Here is a 17,939-nt window from a genome sequence, read left to right as displayed (position 1 = left end):
TGCTGGAAGCAACAGGAAACAGGATTTTGCAGGCTGCTTCGAGACCACACTCAGACCGGAAGCGGACAATTCGCGCCAAACGCATTTTCCTCCCATGTCATGCCTGAACTACTGGCCGGGCAATTGGCTCGGACAGAGCGGCCTCGCGTCGCCGGAACACGTCCTGGATGTCCGGCGCGGCCGCGAGCAGCATTCTCGTGTAGGCATGTTGCGGCCGCTCGAACACCTGCTCGACAACGCCTTCCTCGACGAGAACCCCACCCTTCAGCACCCCGACCCTATCGGCCATCTGGCGTACCACTGCAAGGTTGTGGCTGATCAGCAAGTAGGTGAGGCCGAATTCCGCCTGCAGCCCGGCCATCAGGTCCAGCACCTGTGCCTGAACCGAAACATCGAGGGCGGATGTCGGTTCATCGCAGACGATGAACCGCGGGCGGCTGGAAAGCGCGCGTGCTATGGCAATCCTCTGGCGCTGGCCGCCGGAAAATTCGTGAGGATAACGATGGCGGGCCTCGGGCTCGAGCCGAACGCGTTCCAGCAGTTCTGCGACCTGATGGTCGACCTTGGCACGACTCTGTCCAAGACCGAGCCTGCGTATCGGTTCGGCAATGATGTCGCCGACTTGCCAGCGTGGATTGAGGCTGGCATAGGGATCCTGGAATATCATCTGGACGGCGCCCTTGTGCGCTGATCGATCGTTCGGAGCGATTGCCTTGTCGCCGACCGATATCCGCCCCGATTGCGCCCGCAGCAGTCCTGCCACCATACGGGCGATAGTGGATTTTCCTGAACCGGATTCTCCCACAAGCGCGAACGTCTGACCTTCTCCTATGGTAAAGCTGACGTCGTTAACCGCGGTTATGCTGCGCACCGGGGAAAGGCGCCTCAGCAGCGGCAGGGAGAAGCCGCCGGGCAGTTCAAAATCCCGGCGAATGGTTTCGACCCGCACCAGTTCGCGGACACCTGGGAGCGCCGGTCGCGCGCTTTTGCTATGGATCGAAGGAATAGCGGCGATGAGGGCGCGGGTATAAGCCTCCTGCGGATTGCGCACAACGTCGGTAACGGCGCCAGTCTCGACGATCCGGCCGCGGTTCATAACGGCCACACGATCGGCAATTTCGGCCACCACGCCCATGTCGTGGGTGATCAGCAACACGGCCAGCCCGCGCTTTTCGCAAAGCGACTTGAGCAACGCAATGATCTGCGCCTGAACCGAGACATCGAGCGCGGAGGTCGGCTCGTCTGCAATCAACAGGTCCGGATCGGCGGCAATCGCAAGTGCGATCACGACACGCTGGCGCATTCCGCCGGAAAACTGGTGCGGATAGGCATCTACGCGCCTTTCCGCCTCGCCGATACCGACCTCGCGCAGCAACTCGATCGCCCGCTGACGCGCGGCCTTTGCATCGAGCGGCAGGTGGCTGCGAATGGTCTCGATTAGCTGGCGGCCGACCGTGTAAAGCGGGTTCAGGCTTACCAACGGATCCTGAAAGACCGTACCGATGCGCCGCCCGCGAAGGCTTTTCAGGGCCACCTCCGAAAGTCCGTCGATCCGCTCGCCCTGGAGAAAAATCTCGCCGGATACGACCCGGCCTGGAGGATCGACAAGTCCGGTGACGGCCGCACCTGTCATCGATTTTCCGGCACCGGACTCTCCGATCACGCCGAGAACTTCGCCGCGCGCGATATCGAGCGAAATGCAGTTGACCGCCTTGAAAGACCCAGCACTGGTCGGGAACTCCACCGTCAGGTTTCGGATGCAAAGGACGGTATGATTGTCGGTCTTTGTCATCGGCGACCATCCCTCAGGCGTGGATTGAGCGCATCGCGCAGGCGGTCGCCGATAAGGTTTACCGACAGCGCGAGGAGGACGAGCGTTGCGGCCGGAAAGCCGAGGATCCACCACTCACCGGAAAACAGGAATTGCTGGCCGATGCGGATCAGCGTGCCGAGCGACGGGCGGGTCGGGGGAACGCCGACGCCAAGATAGGAAAGCGTTGCCTCCTCGATGACCGCCAGCGCAAGGCCGATCGTTGCGATCACGAGGACGGGGCCGGCAAGGTTGGGCAGCACATGGGTAACGAGTATGCGGGCAGGCGATACACCGATCAGTTTGGCTGCCGCGACGTAATCCTTGCGTTTTTCGACCAGCGTCGCGCCACGCACCGTGCGAGCGAATTGCGGCCAGTTGGAAAAGCCGATGGCGAAAATCAGGATCCAGACCGCGGCGTTCTCCTGTTGCGCTGCCGGCACCACCCCTTGGGCGATGCCGAACACTAGAAGTGCGATAAGAATGGTCGGGAAGGTGAGTTGTGCATCGGCCACCCGCATGATGATCGCATCCGTCACGCCGCCGGCATAGCCGCTGACGAGACCGGCCGTCACGCCGATGGCGAGCGACAGGAAGGTCGCGGCAAACGCGACAGTCAGCGAAACGCGACTGCCATAAAGGATGGAGGAAAAGACATCACGCCCCTGGTTGTCAGTGCCGAACAGGAAGGTCTTTTCGGTGAAGGCACTCGGTTGCATCGGCGGGGTCATGCCGTCGAGAAGATCGAGCGTGGCCGGATCGAATGGGTCATGCGGTGCGATCAGTGGCGCAAAGAGGGCGGCCAGCATCAGGCCGACCGCCAGCACCAAGGCAAGCCAGGTGACAACGCCGAGCCTGCCCCCGATACGGTCGGGTGTTCTCGGGATCGGTTGGCTGGAAGAAGGAGGGACGGTCATGTCGGGATCAGCAGCCATGTCATGCTTCCCCGCTGGTATGTCCGACGCGCAGGCGCGGATCGACGGCGTAATATAGAATATCGACAACGAGATTGATGAGGACGAAGAGAAGAGCGATGAAAACGAGGTAGGCGGCCATGACCGGAACATCGACGGACTGGACTGAATTGATGAACAGAGAGCCGACACCCGGCCATTGGAACACCGTTTCGGTGACGACCGCGAAAGCGATGACCGAACCCAACTGCAGGCCGGCGACGGTGATGACCGGCACAAGCGTATTCTTCAGCGCATGCCCAAAGTGGATGCGTCTTTGCGGCAGACCGCGAGCGCGGGCGAAACGGATGTAATCCTGCCGCAGCACTTCCAGCATTTCCGCCCGTATCAGCCGCATCAGCAGCGTCGTCTGGAACAGGGACAGCGTGATGGCCGGCAGGATGATCGAGCGCCAGCCGGACAGGGTCAAGAGACCGGTCGTCCACCAGCCGATCTTCACCGTTTCGCCGCGGCCGAAGGACGGAAGCCAGCCGAGTTCGACGGAAAAAAGATAGATCAGTCCGATGCCGATCAGAAATGTGGGGAGAGACACGCCGATCAGAGAGGCGGTCATGATGAAATGCGTCAGCGCGTTTTCGGGTTTCAGGGCGCAATGGATGCCGAGAACACCGCCGAGGACAAGTGCCAGTGTCGCCGAGGCGAGAGCCAGTTCCAGCGTTGCCGGCAGACGTTCCTCGATCATGCGCGTTACCGGTTCCTGCTGTTTGTAGGAAATGCCGAAATCGCCGCTCAGTCCGCGCTGGACGAAGGAGGTGAACTGGAAGACGACCGGCCGGTCGAGCCCGAGCCGCTGCATCATGATCTCGCGGTCTTCCAGCCGGGTTTCCTGGCTGGTCAGCGATTCCAGCGGATCGCCGACGAAACGGATGACCACAAAGGCGATGAGGGCGACCGCCAGCATCACCAGCATGGATTGGAATATGCGTCTAAGAATGAAACCTGTCATGCTACCACCCGAACGGGACAGGATGTCGCCATCCTGTCCCGGATCCGCCTTGCCCTGATTTTATTCGCTGATCGTCACACGGCCGAGTTTTGGCGATGCATCCGGCGGCACCTCGATGTCGATGTTGTCACGCACTGCCCAGGTTGTGATCTGGTTGTGAAGCGGCAGGTAGATCGCCTCCTCCTTCACCTGTTTCCACAATTCGGCGATCGTGGCATCGCGCTTGGCGACGTCGGTTTCCGCACCAAGCGACTCGATCTTCGCATCAACGGCCGCGTTGGAATAATAGGTCGGGTTGTAGGCGCCGTAACGGCCCGTTCTGGTGTGAATCAGGTCGTTGAAATTATAGGCGCTGTCGAATGTCGGAACGCCCCAACCATAGAGATAGAAGTCGGATTTGCGTTCGGTCAGCAGCGGAGAATGCTGTGCGAAGGGACGCGAGGCGAGCGTGACCTTGACGCCGATGCGGCCGAGGAAGCCGACGACGGCCTGGGAAATCGCCTCGTCATTGACATAGCGGTTGTTCGGCGTGTCGAGCGTGATGGTGAAGCCGTCCGGATAACCCGCTTCGGCAAGCAGCGCCTTGGCCTTGGCGACATCGGGCTTCGTGTAGGCATCCAGCTCTTTCGACCAGCCATGCACGAAGGGCGGCACGATGACACCGGTCGGGATCGAGTTTCCGCGTAGCACGACCTTCTGCAGCGCGTCCCGGTCGATCGCAAGATCGAATGCCTTGCGTACCCGCACGTCGTTCAGCGGGTTCTTGTCCTTGATGTTTGACGATGCAAGCGGTGTCTCATCGACACGGTAGCCGAGAAAGATGGAACGGTTTTCCGGTCCGCTAGTGATCTTGATGCCCTCGGTCTTCTTCAGGCGCTCGATGTCCTGCACCGGCACGTCCTGCACGAAATCGACCTCGCCGGACAACAGCGCCGCGACGCGCGTCGCGGAATCGGCGATCGGCGTATAGACGATCTGGGTCACGTCGGGCTTGGCCTCTTCCCAATGCTTGTCGAAAGCGTCGAGCACGGTACGGACACCGACCTCGCGGGACTTGAGAACATAAGGTCCGCTGCCGTTGGTGTTGCGCACGGCGTAATTGTCCTTGCCGGCCGCATAGTCCTGCACGTCGACGACGTTGTTCTTCTCTGCCCAGCCCTTGTCGATAATGTAGGTGCCGGTCAGGTTGTTCGGATAGATCAGGTTCGGCGCACGAAGCTTGACCTCGACGGTCAAGTCGTCGACAGCCTTGACCTCAACGACATCGGCGTGAAGCTGGCGTAAGTTCGACTTATCGGACCGTGCGCGGTTGAGTGAGAACGCCACGTCTTCAGCGGTCAGATCGGCGCCATCGTGAAATTTCACACCCTTGCGCAGCGTGAACACCCAGGTCGACTGATCGCCGTCCTTCACCTTCCACTCAGTGGCGATGCGCGGCGTCAGGGCGCCCTGGGCATCACGCCAGACGAGGCTTTCGTAGATGTGGTTCAAGAGCGCATGTGTGACGCCGTCGTTTTGCGCATGCGGGTCGAGCGTCAGCGCGTCGGACGCCCGCGTCCAGCGAATTGTCGCGGCGTCCGCCGCGAATGTGGTGAGCAAAAAGGAAAGTACCGCTGCGGCAAGACCCGCAATATGGGCATTTATCATCGAGGATCTCCGTATCCTTCTGGCGCGCGGCTTGAGGAGCCAGCCACGCCGTCAATAAATTCTAGTAAATCAGTAGAAATTTAAGCCGGACAGAAAAATCCTTTGCGAATTTGGCCGCGAATGGAGATTGTTTCTGCTCGTTCTGTGGATTTTCGAGAGCGCGTTTTGTTGAGAAGTCCCAATCGAGGCCCGCGGGAACAAATCGAATCCCAAAATGTGGAAGCTGGGATTTGGCTTGCAAGCGGCGAAATCAGTCTGGCGGCTAGGCGCTTCGGCGTCTCTGACGGGCATCCGAGCCGATACAGATTTTCCCCAATTTAGAAAAATTATGGGAAACCGTTCCGAGACCGTGAGTTCGCCATCCGGCTAAATTGATAGTCTATCAATTCCATAGATTGGGAACTGTATGACCATCAAAATCTCGCGCCGTAATGCTCTGAAACTCGCCACCGCCGGGGCCGTCCTCGCATCACCATTCAGCGCTTCGCTTGCGTCCGCGCAGCCGCCGGATTTCCCAGCCGAGCTGCGGCTCGACTGGGGCTTCTATTCCTCCCACACATTGCTCATCAAGAACAAGGGTTGGCTGGAAGAGGCGTTCAAGGATGTCGGTACCAAGATCAGCTGGGTTCAGTCGCGCGGCAGCAACAATTCGCTTGAATTCCTCAAGGTCGGCTCGACCGACTTTGCCGGATCTGCAGCACTTTCGGCTTTCCTGTCGCGTGCCAATGGCGTGCCTTTGAAGATCATTTACGTGGCAAGCTGGGGTGGTTCGTCGATCATCCAGGTGAAGTCCGACTCGCCGTTGCAGTCCGTTGCGGACCTCAAGGGCAAGACGATCGCGGTGACCAAGGGAACAGCTCCCTATTTCACGCTTGTTCGCGCGCTCGCCCAATCCAATCTGACGATCAACGATCTCAAGGTCGTCAATCTCCAGCATCCGGAAGGATTCGCCGCGCTCAGACAGGGCCAGGTGGACGCCTGGGTGGGCATCGATCCGCAGACCGCGCAGGCGGAAATTGCTGGCGACCGGGCGATCTTCAACGACCGCAGCTGGCGGGAAGGAAGTGTCTTCAGCGTGTCGGAAGAGTTTCTCGGCAAGCATCCGAAAGCCGTCGAGCGGGTGCTCGGTGTGTGGGTGCAGACGCAGAAATGGATCCGCGAGAACAATGACGAGTTCGTCGCTTTCGTGACGGAGCAGGCCGGTGGCGATCCAGAGGTGACGCGCCGCACAATCGCAAGACGCGACTGGACCGATCCGGTGCCTGGCGACGAGCTGCTGGCCTCCATCAAGACGGCAACCCCGCTGCTTGGCCCGGAAGTGCTGCGGCCGGGCGTCAATGTTGATAACGTCCTCTCGCAGCTTCTGGATCCGACGCCGGCCAGGAAGGTTATCGGTGCATGACGATCTCGACCCAGGAGTTTCGGGGCGAGAACCAGACTGAGACCGGGAAGTCACCCGGGCGGCTTTCCCGCCTGGGCGGCAGGTTGTTTTCGATGGATCTGCGTGGCGCGATCGTTCCAGTCGGCGCACTTGTGCTGCTGGAGCTTTTCGTCCGTATGGCGTGGGTCAGCCCTTACGTGCTGCCGCCGCCATCGGATTTGTACACGACCTTCCTCTATCTGGCGGAGGGGCCGCTGTGGACGAATATCGCTGCCAGCAGCCTGCGGGTGCTGATCGGCTTTGTCGCGGGTTCGCTGCTCGCCATCGTCATCGGCTCGATTGTAGGCCTCTGGTATTCAGCCGAGCGGTATCTCGAGCCGAGTTTCCAGGCATTGAGAGCGGTGCCAAGCCTCGCCTGGGTGCCACTCCTGATGATCTGGTTCGGTATCGGCGAAACGTCGAAGGTCGTCCTGATCGCCAAGAGCGCTTTCTTTCCGGTTTATCTCAGCCTGTTTTCGGGCATTCGCAACGTCGACCGGAAGCTGGTCGAGGTCGGCGAAATGTATCGGCAGCCGTTGCCGGTGCTGGTCTGGCGCATACTGATCCCCGCGTCGCTGCCGCATCTATTCACCGGATTGCGCTACGGCCTGTCGCTGGCATGGCTGAGCGTGGTGGCAGCCGAGCTTCTCGCCGCGTCGGAAGGCATCGGCTATATGCTGTCCGACGGACGCGAGCTCTCGCGCCCCGATCTCGTGCTGATCGCGATTATCTGTCTGGCGATCCTGGGAAAGGTGTCGGACAGCGTGTTCAAGCTCGTCGAAGACCGGTGTCTTTCGTGGCGCGACACCTATTCGACGTCGATCGGAGGGCGCCCGACATGAGCATCCTCGATATCGAAGTGCGTGAAAAGGCGTTCGGCAGCACAATCGTCCTGCACGATATCAAGCTGAGCCTGGACAATGGTGAGGCTGCGGTACTGCTCGGGCCGAGCGGCTGCGGAAAAAGCACGCTACTGCGGATTGCCGCCGGCTTGGACAAGCGGTTTTCCGGCAAGGTTTCGGTGCAAGCGGGTCTCGATGGCGCCTCGTCTTCACCACCGATCGCCTTCGTCTTCCAGGAGCCACGGCTGATGCCCTGGCTCACTGTGGCGCAGAATATCGGTTATGCGGACGGGCGGCGTTTCGATGGTGCGCGGGTGAACCGGCTGATCGACGATGTCGGGTTGAGCGGCCACGCCGATACGCTGCCGAAGGCGCTTTCCGGAGGCATGGCGCAACGCGTGGCGATCGCCCGGGCGCTTTACACCGAACCGCGAATACTGCTGCTCGACGAGCCGTTCAGTGCGGTTGATGCTTTCACGCGGATGAAGCTTCAGGATCTCGTCCTGAAGCTGGTCGAGCAGCGCGGCATCTCCTTCCTGCTGGTGACCCACGACATCGACGAAGCGCTGTATCTCGGCGACCGGATCTACATGATGGGCGCGAGGGATGGCGGCATCCAGCAGGATCTTTCCGTCGACCTTGCCCGGCCGCGGGACCGGCGGGCCGCACGGCTGGCCGAGCTGAAGAGTGATGTCCTTACTGCCTTGCAGGCCGCCCATGTCATCTGAGCGGATGCATTTCGCTCTCCCGTTTTTCGAGAAAAGATAATTTGGCCAATGACAAAGCAGTCGGAATTCCTCTGGTATATCCCCAATCAGGTCGTTGCCGGGCACCGCGGAGAGCCGGTGAGCAGTGACCATAACAGCCTCGATACGCTGACCGAGCATGCCAAGGCGCTCGAGCAGCACGGATGGCGGGGCGCTCTTATGGGAGCCGGCTGGGGCCGGCCGGACACGTTCACGGTCGCGACCGCTCTTGCCGCGCGGACTACGTCTTTCGAACCTCTGATCGCCGTCCGCCCCGGTTACTGGCGCCCGGCCAATCTCGCATCGGCGGTCGCGACGCTCGACCATCTTTCGGGTGGCAGGGTGCGGCTCAATATCGTCTCGGGACAGGACACGATCACGGCCTATGGCGATCAGGAAGGCGATCAGGCGGAACGTTATGGCAGAACGCAGGAGTTCATGCGGCTGATCCGCCGCCTCTGGACCGAGGATAACGTGACATTCAAGGGCCAGCACTATTGGGTCGAAAACTCGACGGTAACGCCGAGAATTGCCGAGCGGGAAAACCGCACCCATCCGAAGCTCTATTTCGGCGGAGCGTCGGCCGCAGCCGAGCGCGTCTCGGCTAGCGAAGCCGACATCCAGCTTTTCTGGGGCGAACCGCTTGAGGGCGTCGCTGTACGGATCGACCGGCTGAAGCAGTTGAGCAAAGCGCAGGATCGCGACTTGCCGCCGCTGGAATTCGGGTTGCGGGTTACCACGTTTGTGCGTGACACGACCGAGCAGGCATGGGCCGATGCAGAGGCCAAAGTTGCTGAAATGGCAAGAATTGGCAAGGATGACTATGTCGACGAGCGCAGAGTTCAGGCCGTCGGGCAACAACGCCTTTATGACCTGGCCGCAAAGGGCGATGTTCTTGACGAAAATCTCTACACCGCTCCCGGCCGATATGGCGGTGGCGGTGCGGGGACGACTTGGCTTGTGGGGTCGCCGGCCGATGTCGCACGCTCGCTCAAGCGCTACCGGGAACTCGGGATAACCCATTTCGTTTTGTCTGATACGCCCTATCTGCGCGAGATCTCCAGGCAAGGCGATCAACTCCTGCCGCTGCTGCGCGAACCGGCATGACGCTCGTCTTTTCGTTACCACCTGATGTCGCTGTCGACGGGCACCCGGAGGGTGGTAACAAGGCGCCCGTCATCCTGATTATCGGCGGTGGATATTCGGGGGCGGCGCTGACGATCCGCCTGCTGGAACGTCTGCGAGGACCGCTACGCATCGTTATTGCCGAGCCTCGCGCATCGCTCGGTCGCGGACAAGCCTATAGTACGACCGAGACGGTCCAGTTAATGAACGGCCCTGCCGGTAATTTTTCCATTCACCCCAACGACGCTACGCATCTGGCTCGCTGGGTGGAGAAAAATGCGGATATTGGACTTTCCGCTCGTCCGGAAGATGCCAATAGTCGGTTCATTCCCCGAGGAGTGTTCGGCCGCTATGTCGAGGAAGAACTGCACCTTGCAATAGCCAAGGCGGCGGACAACGTTGATGTCAAGCACTGGCAATCGCAGGTCGTTCATTTGGAGAGGCAATGCCGGTGGCAGGGCATTTTCGCCCGGTTCGCCGATGGCCGTAGACTTCGGGCAGACCTCGTGGTGCTGGCAACTGGTGTCTTTCCCCTCGCGAATGATCCCGCGCTCGCTCCCCTCTTGGGGGATGATCGGCTGGCGACGCCGTGGGAGAGCCAAAAGCTGGATCGTCTCAGCCGATTGGACAACATCTTGATCGTCGGTGCGAGCCTGAGCATGGTCGATACCGTTGCGAGCCTGGAGAGCAGGGGATTTCCCGGGCGATACCATGTCATCTCACGTCGTGGTCACCTCATCGAACCGGTTCGCGTTGTCGGCGATCCTGTGGAGATAATCGATCCCAAGCAGCTACCAAAGTCGACCCGCGAACTTCTGGTATTGATGATCGACGCACGCAGGAAGCTTTTGATGGAGGGGCGGGACTGGCAGGTTCTGCCACTCAGCCTGCGCCCGTTCATCCTGCCCCTGTGGCAGAGCGCGACGACCGCCGAGCGCCTCCGGTTCGCACGCCATCTGCGTTCCCTTTGGGACGTGACCGTGCATCGCGCCGCACCACCTTCCTTCGAAGCGATCCAGGCGGCTAGAGATGCGGACCGATTTTTCGCACGCGCGGCAAGATTGGTATCAGCAACCCCCATGAGAGAACAGATCGAGGTTGTTGTTCGCCCACGAGGCAAACGGCAAACGGAGACCCTTCTCGTTGACGCTATCGTGGATGCCCGCGGGCATCAGGAGCACGATTGGGGCAGGATTTCCGCACCTCTAGTGCAAAATCTCTTGCGAGACGGGCTGGTGAGGCGTCACGAGACTGGTTTCGGGATCGACGCAACAAACGAATTCGCAGTGATCAGTCGGCAGGGCGTGGCCCATGCCGACATCTTTGCGATCGGCCACCCCTTGCGCGGTGTCGCCTGGGAGTCCAGTTCTTTGACCGAACTGCGTTTCCAGGCCGAAGTGTTGGCGGACAGGATTTGGGCTGCCTTGAGCAAAATAGCCATATCCGACCAGACCAGCGTCTAACACTAGGCGGCAGGTCTAAGGCCGAGGTTACCCTTCAGTGTACCTCTCGTGTAGTCCTTTCGGTAAACGCCCCATTCCTGCAGATGTGGTATAACTTTCTCGACGAACTCGTCGAATCCGGTCGGGGTCAGATGCGGGGCGAAGACGAAACCGTCGGCAGCATCTTCCTGCACATAGCGGTTGATCTCGCGCGCTACAGTTTCCGGCGTGCCGACGAAATGCTTGCGCGCCGTGACCTTGATCACCAGCTGGCGGATATTGAGCTTTTCATGCTCGGCGATCTCGCGCCATTTGCGGGCGGTATCTAACCGGTCGTCGAAACGGTTCGCACGGCCCTGCGCCAGCGCCGGCGTGGAGACTTCGGGATCGACATCCGGCAACGGTCCTTCGGGGTCGTAAGTGGAGAGATCGCGGTTCCAGACCTGTTCCAGAAACACGATGGCATTCTTCGGGCTCACCTGCTGCAGGCGGATCAGTCGCAGCCTTTCCTCGGCATCTTCCTGGCTCTCGCCAAGGGCAAAAGCTGCACCTGGCAGGATCTTCAGATCGTTGTCGCTCCGTCCGTAGCGGGCAAGCCTTGCTTTTACATCTCGGTAGAAGGCCTGCCCTTCTTCGAGTGTACCGTGACGGGAATAGATGAGATCGGCATGGCTTGCCGCCAATTCGCGTCCGGTATCGCTATCGCCCGCCTGCGCGATGACCGGTCCACCTTGCGGGGAAGGAGGCAGATCGGTTCGGCCAGCAATGTCGAAATGTTTCGAGTTTGCCACGAAATCGCTGCCCTGCCAGATCGCGCGCGCTGCGTCGATGAACTCCCTTGCGCGCTCATATCGTTCGGCAAACGGCAGGTGATCGCCACGCCGGAAATTCGCGCCGGTAAAAGCGCCGGGCGAGGTGACGACGTTCCAGCCGGCACGGCCCTGAGACAGCGTGTCGAGCGTCGCAAGCTGGCGTGCCAGCGCATAAGGCTCGTTGAATGTCGTGGTCAGCGTACCGATCAGGCCGATATTCTCGGTAACGGCTGCCAGGGCCGTCAGGATCGCCAGCGTGTTGGGGCGGCCGACCACGTCAAGTTCATGGAAACGCCCTTTCTGCTCGCGCACGCGCAAACCCTCAGCCAGAAAAATGAAATCGAGTTTCCCGCGTTCGACGGTTTCGGCAAAATGCCGGAACGATGAAAAGGCAATCTGACTGCCTGCAGCGGGATCGCTCCAGACCGTGAAATTGTTGACGCCTGGAAACTGGGCTCCAAGGATGATTTGTTGCTTCGACATGGTCGTGCTCCGGATTCGTCAGGCTGCGTTGACATAACGGTTGGTAGCGACAGGCAGGGCAAGGCGTTCACGCAGGGTCGATGCCTCTTGTGGCCGGCCGATGCCTGCGGTCCGTAGAGCCGGCAGGAGGTGATCGACCACCGGGCGTAGATCACGGTCGGGTTGACGCGGCAGAAGTCGGATGCCGGCAAGACCCGATGCCGCCCACTCACGCACTCGTGCGGCGATGCGTTCAGCCTCGTCTTGCCATTGCCGGTCTGTTCTCTCCTCTGCGGAAGCGGAGCTGAGGTCGATGTCGGCGAAGAAGCGCAAATCGGGTTGGGCTGCTGATACGGTCTTCAGCACGGAGGACAATTCGTCGATGCCGGCGCGCAGGAAAACCAGGTCGACATTGGCTTTTGCAGCTAAGTCACCTGCCTTGCTGATGGTTGCGGCAATGATCGGTTGGCCCTGTGGCGGGCGTGGCGTGATTGAGGGACCAAGCACGCTGAAATTATTGCCCTTGAAATCGATATAACGCAGCTTGGCCCCATCAACGAAACGCTGGCTTTCCACATCGCGGATCACCGCGTCGTCCTCCCAACTGTCCCATAGCCGCCGGATCACGTCGATCGTTTCGCCAAAATCCGTGTCGAGCGCCTGGCGGTCATCCGCCGGATAGCCGTTCAGAGGTCCTGTAAAGCGCCTGGCAGACGCGGCGTGATCTCCCGCGAGCGACTGCGCCAAAAGCCCGGCCCGCCCCTCAGTCACATAGTCGAGTGTCGCGATCGCGGTGGAGATATGAAAAGGCTCTAGGACGTTGATCGGCGCGCCGGCAAGGATCCCCGCATTTTGGCTTTTGGCGCCAAGCCAGTTTGCAAACAGCACGGCATCAAGCCCATCGCCGTCGGGCCGGGCGAAACGGTCCTCGATGATGATGAGGTCGGCGGCTGCATCCAGCCTTTGCAAGAGGCCGCCCGGACCGGTTTCAGTGTGAAAGATATTACGGGATCCGGCATCAAGGCCGATGCCGATATGAAGGCCTTTGGTCAATGTCATGTCTTGCTCCGAGCAAAAGGTTGCGGGTCTGTCGGTTGATCAGCTGGCATTGCGCAGGCCGTGATCCGCCTCTTTTGCCGCTGGAAACAGTCGGGTGAAATCGGTGATGATCTGGCCGTAATCCTCGGCAGCGAATTCATAAGGAAGTTCGAGCCTGAATTCGGAGATTTGCGGCAGGACCGGGTCTCGGGACAGTTGGTCAAGGATTTCGTCTGTCGTGCCGATGATGTCTGGCAGGAACAGCGTTCGCCGCGGGCCGTGAGCGATCTTGGTGCGCTCCGTACGGGCGGCGACGAAATCCGCATATTTCCGGCGTGTGGCCGGGCTGGCGCTATCTGTCGGCAGGATGACGCGGCCGAGTGCGACACGCGGCGGGCGGGCATGCGTCCATTCCTGCTTGAAACGGTTGATCAGCGCTGCCTGCGCAGTCAGGAAATCGTCCGTGCCTTCACCGCTGACGATATTGCCGGTGAGAAGGTTGAAGCCGGCCTGTCCCGCCCAGCGAGCCGAATTCTGGGAACCACCACCGTACCAGAGTCTATCGGCAAGCCCTCGTGCGAGCGGGCGCAGGCGGGGCGTCTGGGCACCCGCCGCATTGCCGGAGAGCAGTTCGTCGGAGAGAGGCAGCGATTGAAGCGCGCGAGCCAGTTTTTCTGCGCGTCCATGTCCGTAATCGGCCTGCGGTGCGTCATCGGCATAGTCTGCGATCAGATCGCCGAAAGGCGGTGCACCGACCGATACACCGACATTCAGGCGTCCGCCCGAAAGGATGTCTACCGTCGCCAAGTCCTCGGCGAGACGAAACGGATTTTCATAACCGAGCTGGATGACTGCGGTACCGAGCCCGATCGTTTTTGTGCGCTGTGACGCGGCAGCGAGAAAAGTCGCGGCAGAGGAGATGCCGCGCTCCAGATGGCGCTGTCGCACCAATGCGCCGGAATAACCTAGCCTTTCACCGAGCTCGATCAGTTGCAGCGTTTCCTCTATCCCCTTGGCGGGGTTGTCGTCATCGTAGTTACCGGGAACGAGAAACGAAAATTTCGAGATGTGGGACAGCGGCATGGCAACTCTCAAATGAAAGGGGGAGTGAATGATGGGCGTGGCTGGCGGACAATCACGCCGCAGACAGGGCACGATGTCGGGCAAGCCGATCGAGTATTCTCTCTTCCTGCTCGGCCTTCAGCGCCTTTACGCGTTCTGTCGCCGCTTCGAATGAGGCGGCCGGCGGGTAGATGGGGGTTGAGGGTGTCTGTTCGGCCTTGGCGCCGATATGTTTTTCGAAGGGAAGCGATCGATAAAGGCGAGGATCCGCATCGACCTCGAAGAGCGGCCGATATCCTAGGCTCAGATACAGGTTGACGGCTTCCGGCTGGCGAAAACCGGTCGAAAGATAGGTCCGCGTATAGCCGAGGCTGACGGCACTGTCTTCCAGGGCGGTCATGATGCGTCGGGCAAGCCCCTGTCGTCGCAACGAAGGATCGGTCCAGATCCTCTTGATCTCTGCCGTCTCGTTGTCGTGGCTCATGAAGGCGCCACCGGCGATGGTCTGCCCGTCGCGTTGCAGGAGAAGAAAATCGCCGAGCGGCGGAGAATTGATGCCGTCAGGGTAACGGAAGAGTTCCGTCCGCGCTCCGCCCGGTCGACTATCGACACCATAGCGACCATCATACTCGCTGATCAGCCCCTCAATCAGAGGCCGGGTCGAGGGATCATGAAGGGTAGTCCGGATAATGACGTCGGGCATGGCTTTCCTCGCAAGGGGCGGTAGCCAGCTGTCCAGACGGTCTCGCTCAAGCCTCCTCATCAAAGACCCGGGCCCGCCCCAGCCGCGCGTAAAGCATGGATCAAGGAGGTCATGGTTGGCGCGGCATGATCTTTTATTGTGCAGCTGAATAAGGAAACATCATTGCTCGATTATTAGTCTACAAAAAATATAGCTTTTATCAATTCGACAATCTGCCCCCAGAAGGAATGTGGATGACCTTTGGTTTGAGCTTTCTCGATAAGAGCCCGATTCACGAAAATGAAGGCGCTGCCGCTGCACTTCGGCGAACCGTCGCTCTGGCTCAAAAAGCCGAGTACCACGGCTTCCGGCGTTTCTGGGTCGCCGAGCATCATAACTCTCCGAAGCTTGCAAGTTCGTCGCCGGAAGTGCTGATCGGCTATCTTCTGGCGCAGACGAAGCGGATCAGCATCGGTTCCGGCGGCGTCATGCTACAGCATTACAGCGCCTACAAGGTGGCCGAGAACTTCAATCTCCTCGCCTCTCTCGCGCCCGGCCGTGTCGATCTCGGCATCGGAAAGGCGCCCGGCGGGTTACCGATTTCGACCCGCGCGCTTCAAGGCGCCTATGATCCCACGCGCAGGCCGTCGTTTGACGCACAGCTTGCGGATCTCGACCGTTTTATTCGCGGCGAGGATGCAGCAACCACGCCGGAAGACAGGCTCAGCGCTTATCCTTCTCCGCCTACGGCGCCAAATCGCTTTCTCCTCGGTGCGAGTCCGGAAAGCGCAAGGCTCGCCGCCAGCCTCGGTTGGAGCTTCGTTTATGCCGGCCACATCAACGGCGAAGAGAACGCTGTATCGGCTACGCTTGCGGCCTATAGAGACGCTGGCGGAACCTATGCGGTTCTGGCCGTTGCGGTGGTGGTCGCCGAGACCGATCAGGCAGCCGAGGCCCTGGATGTCGAGGGGCGCCGCTTCCGTGTCGAGATCGAGGGCGGACAGGGCGTCAATGTCGGCAGCGAACTGCAGGCGCTGGAATATGTACGTCAGGCGGGCGCTGCCAGCTACCGGATCGAGGAGCGCTCGCCGCTGATCATCCGGGGCTCTCCCACAACCGTTCAGGCTGAGCTGCAACGGCTCCACCACCTCCATGGCGTCGATGAATTCATCGTCGATTGCCCGGTCTCGGACGGGGCGCATCATCTCAAGGCCATCGAATATCTGGCGACAGCCAGCCGCGCGCTTGCCGCGTGATTTCAAGACATAGGTTCAGGGGATTAGCATGGTAACCAGACGTCACTTCATTCTCGCAACCGGCGCCACGGCGCTTCTTGCAACAACCGGCCTTGCCATCGGCGCCGAAGGCGCAGTGGAAGCGCCCGTCAGCGGTGGTTCGCTGACCTGGGGCGTGGAAACCGAACCGAGCACACTCAACCCGCATTTGAATGGGCAGGCCAAAGCCAAGCTGATCCTGCGTAACGCCTATGAATCGCTTTTGGCGCGCACACCGGAAGGCGGTTATGTGCCGTGGCTGGCCAAGAGCTACTCGATTTCTGAAGATGGCCTGGAATACACCTTCGTTCTGCGTGACAATGTCACCTTCAGTGACGGCGAGAAGTTCAACGCCGCGGCGGTTGCCTTCAATCTGACAAGGGTGAAAGATCCGACCTATTCGACCGGCAACAGCTCCGGGCATCTTTCTCACGTCAGAGAGGTTGTGGCGCAGGACGAGCATACGGTCATCATCAGGCTCGCGCGTGTCTATTCGCCCTTCCTTGACGGCGCTTCCGCAATCGAGATCTTATCGCCGAAATCTTTCTCCTCAGCGCAATTGAAGTCGGGTGGGCCGGAAATCGCCGGTACGGGTCCGTTCATTCTTGATCGCTACGTCAAGGGCCAGGAAGTCCGCTTCGTCAGGAACCCGCATTATGACTGGGCCCCGGAAAATGCCGATCATCAGGGGCCTGCCTATCTGGATGAGGTGATCTATCGCTTCCTGCCGGAATCTGCTGTGCGCAGCGGCGCGCTCTCTTCCGGCCAGGTGCATGTCATCGAGGGCATTCCGGGCAATGATGCCGGTCTTTTCCGCGACGATCCGGAATTTTCCTACCAGACGGCGATCAATACCGGCACGCCCTACACACTCTATCTCAACATTCATCACGGGCTGACGGCGGAGCTCGCCATTCGCAAGGCGTTCCACGCCTCAGTCGATGTCGATCAGGTGCTGCAATCGGTCTATCGCGGCGAGCGGCAACGCGCATGGGGCATTCTTACCCCCGCCGATACCGATTTCTACGACAAGAGCATCGAAGGTGCCTACGGGTTCGATCCGAAACTGGCCAACCGCCTGCTGGACGAGGCTGGCTGGTCGGAGCGCGATGGCGAAGGTTTTCGCATAAAGGATGGCAAACGGTTGACGATCGAGGTCGTCCAGTCGCAGGCGACGGTGCGCGACCAGCGCGACATCCTTTTGCAGGCCGTGCAGGCGCAGGCACGCCAGCATGCTGGCATTGATATCGCCCTGCAATATGTCGATGCGGGAACCTATTCCACCCGTCAGAAGGATGGGCAATACGGCATCATCCCGAACTCGACGACCACGCAGGAAAACGGCGTCACGATCTATTTCCACTACCTACCGCGCGACAAGGGCGGCTCGATCAACTACAGCCGAACCGAAGCTCCGGAGGTTTCCGCCTGGCTCGATGAAGCCGCATCGACCCTCGATACAAACAAGCGCTTCGAAATCTACGCAAAACTGCAGCGCTACGCCATCCTGGAGCAGGCACTCGGTTTGCCGCTTTACGTGCCAGACGACCAGATCGCCGCCAGTGGCGAGGTCAAGGGCGTCGGCTTCCGCCCGTTTAAACGCCTTCCCGAAAACGCCTACGACATCTGGCTTCAGCAGAACGCCTGACCAGTCTGT

15 protein-coding genes are annotated in these 17,939 nt (G+C 60.3%); 7 read left to right on the top strand and 8 right to left on the bottom strand.

Features of this window, described 5'->3' with window-relative positions:
- Positions 1–97: 97 nt before the first annotated feature.
- The 4 genes from GGE33_RS21400 to GGE33_RS21385 are packed head-to-tail and all read right to left on the bottom strand — an operon-like array spanning position 98 to position 5,377.
- Positions 98–1,792 carry an ABC transporter ATP-binding protein gene (locus GGE33_RS21400; protein WP_183827722.1) on the bottom strand — a complete coding sequence of 565 codons (1,695 nt, stop codon included), beginning with the start codon at positions 1,790–1,792 and terminating at the stop codon, positions 98–100.
- On the bottom strand, positions 1,789–2,745 hold the full coding sequence (locus tag GGE33_RS21395; RefSeq protein ID WP_183686697.1) for an ABC transporter permease: 957 nt from the start codon (positions 2,743–2,745) through the stop codon (positions 1,789–1,791). Before GGE33_RS21395 ends, GGE33_RS21400 begins: the two co-directional genes overlap by 4 nt.
- Before the next feature lies 1 nt (position 2,746).
- Positions 2,747–3,730, bottom strand: a complete 984-nt coding sequence (locus tag GGE33_RS21390; RefSeq protein ID WP_183827719.1) for an ABC transporter permease — start codon at positions 3,728–3,730, stop codon at positions 2,747–2,749.
- Between the two features lie 60 nt (positions 3,731–3,790).
- Positions 3,791–5,377 (bottom strand): ABC transporter substrate-binding protein, encoded by a 1,587-nt coding sequence (locus GGE33_RS21385; RefSeq protein WP_183827716.1) that lies wholly within the window; start codon positions 5,375–5,377, stop codon positions 3,791–3,793.
- 406 nt (positions 5,378–5,783) lie between these two features.
- Here GGE33_RS21385 and GGE33_RS21380 point away from each other — a divergent pair, with 406 nt between their 5' ends.
- From GGE33_RS21380 to GGE33_RS21360, 5 genes are read left to right on the top strand one after another with little or no spacing between them, the layout of a single operon-like run.
- Complete coding sequence (locus tag GGE33_RS21380; RefSeq protein WP_183827712.1) at positions 5,784–6,779, top strand: aliphatic sulfonate ABC transporter substrate-binding protein; 996 nt, start codon at positions 5,784–5,786, stop codon at positions 6,777–6,779.
- Complete coding sequence (locus GGE33_RS21375) at positions 6,776–7,639, top strand: ABC transporter permease (RefSeq protein ID WP_183827710.1); 864 nt, start codon at positions 6,776–6,778, stop codon at positions 7,637–7,639. Before GGE33_RS21380 ends, GGE33_RS21375 begins: the two co-directional genes overlap by 4 nt.
- Positions 7,636–8,367 carry an ABC transporter ATP-binding protein gene (locus GGE33_RS21370; protein WP_183686687.1) on the top strand — a complete coding sequence of 244 codons (732 nt, stop codon included), beginning with the start codon at positions 7,636–7,638 and terminating at the stop codon, positions 8,365–8,367. Before GGE33_RS21375 ends, GGE33_RS21370 begins: the two co-directional genes overlap by 4 nt.
- A gap of 48 nt (positions 8,368–8,415) precedes the next feature.
- Positions 8,416–9,492 carry an LLM class flavin-dependent oxidoreductase gene (locus tag GGE33_RS21365; RefSeq protein WP_183827708.1) on the top strand — a complete coding sequence of 359 codons (1,077 nt, stop codon included), beginning with the start codon at positions 8,416–8,418 and terminating at the stop codon, positions 9,490–9,492.
- Positions 9,489–10,973, top strand: coding sequence for an FAD/NAD(P)-binding protein (locus tag GGE33_RS21360; protein ID WP_183827705.1), 1,485 nt, complete (start codon positions 9,489–9,491; stop codon positions 10,971–10,973). Before GGE33_RS21365 ends, GGE33_RS21360 begins: the two co-directional genes overlap by 4 nt.
- Before the next feature lie 2 nt (positions 10,974–10,975).
- Here GGE33_RS21360 and GGE33_RS21355 read toward each other — a convergent pair whose 3' ends face one another.
- From GGE33_RS21355 to GGE33_RS21340, 4 genes are read right to left on the bottom strand one after another with little or no spacing between them, the layout of a single operon-like run.
- Positions 10,976–12,247, bottom strand: a complete 1,272-nt coding sequence (locus tag GGE33_RS21355; RefSeq protein ID WP_183827702.1) for an LLM class flavin-dependent oxidoreductase — start codon at positions 12,245–12,247, stop codon at positions 10,976–10,978.
- An 18-nt stretch (positions 12,248–12,265) separates the two neighbouring features.
- Positions 12,266–13,285 carry an LLM class flavin-dependent oxidoreductase gene (locus GGE33_RS21350; protein WP_183827699.1) on the bottom strand — a complete coding sequence of 340 codons (1,020 nt, stop codon included), beginning with the start codon at positions 13,283–13,285 and terminating at the stop codon, positions 12,266–12,268.
- Positions 13,286–13,324: 39 nt separating this feature from the next.
- On the bottom strand, positions 13,325–14,347 hold the full coding sequence (locus GGE33_RS21345) for an LLM class flavin-dependent oxidoreductase (RefSeq protein ID WP_183827696.1): 1,023 nt from the start codon (positions 14,345–14,347) through the stop codon (positions 13,325–13,327).
- Positions 14,348–14,399: 52 nt separating this feature from the next.
- Positions 14,400–15,029: a GNAT family N-acetyltransferase gene (locus tag GGE33_RS21340; RefSeq protein ID WP_183827693.1), complete on the bottom strand. Its 630-nt coding sequence runs from the start codon at positions 15,027–15,029 to the stop codon at positions 14,400–14,402.
- 233 nt (positions 15,030–15,262) lie between these two features.
- On the opposite strand from GGE33_RS21340, the gene GGE33_RS21335 reads away from it, so the two are divergent.
- Both GGE33_RS21335 and GGE33_RS21330 read left to right on the top strand, forming a co-directional pair.
- Positions 15,263–16,264, top strand: coding sequence for an MsnO8 family LLM class oxidoreductase (locus GGE33_RS21335; protein ID WP_183827690.1), 1,002 nt, complete (start codon positions 15,263–15,265; stop codon positions 16,262–16,264).
- 28 nt (positions 16,265–16,292) lie between these two features.
- Positions 16,293–17,930 (top strand): ABC transporter substrate-binding protein, encoded by a 1,638-nt coding sequence (locus GGE33_RS21330; protein WP_183827687.1) that lies wholly within the window; start codon positions 16,293–16,295, stop codon positions 17,928–17,930.
- The last annotated feature ends 9 nt before the right edge of the window (positions 17,931–17,939 follow it).

Source organism: Aliirhizobium cellulosilyticum, assembly GCF_014198105.1.
GTDB classification, from domain to species: domain Bacteria; phylum Pseudomonadota; class Alphaproteobacteria; order Rhizobiales; family Rhizobiaceae; genus Neorhizobium; species Neorhizobium cellulosilyticum.
The sequence above is the reverse complement of the archived record's forward strand: the minus strand, read 5'-3'. Positions and strand labels throughout refer to the sequence as shown.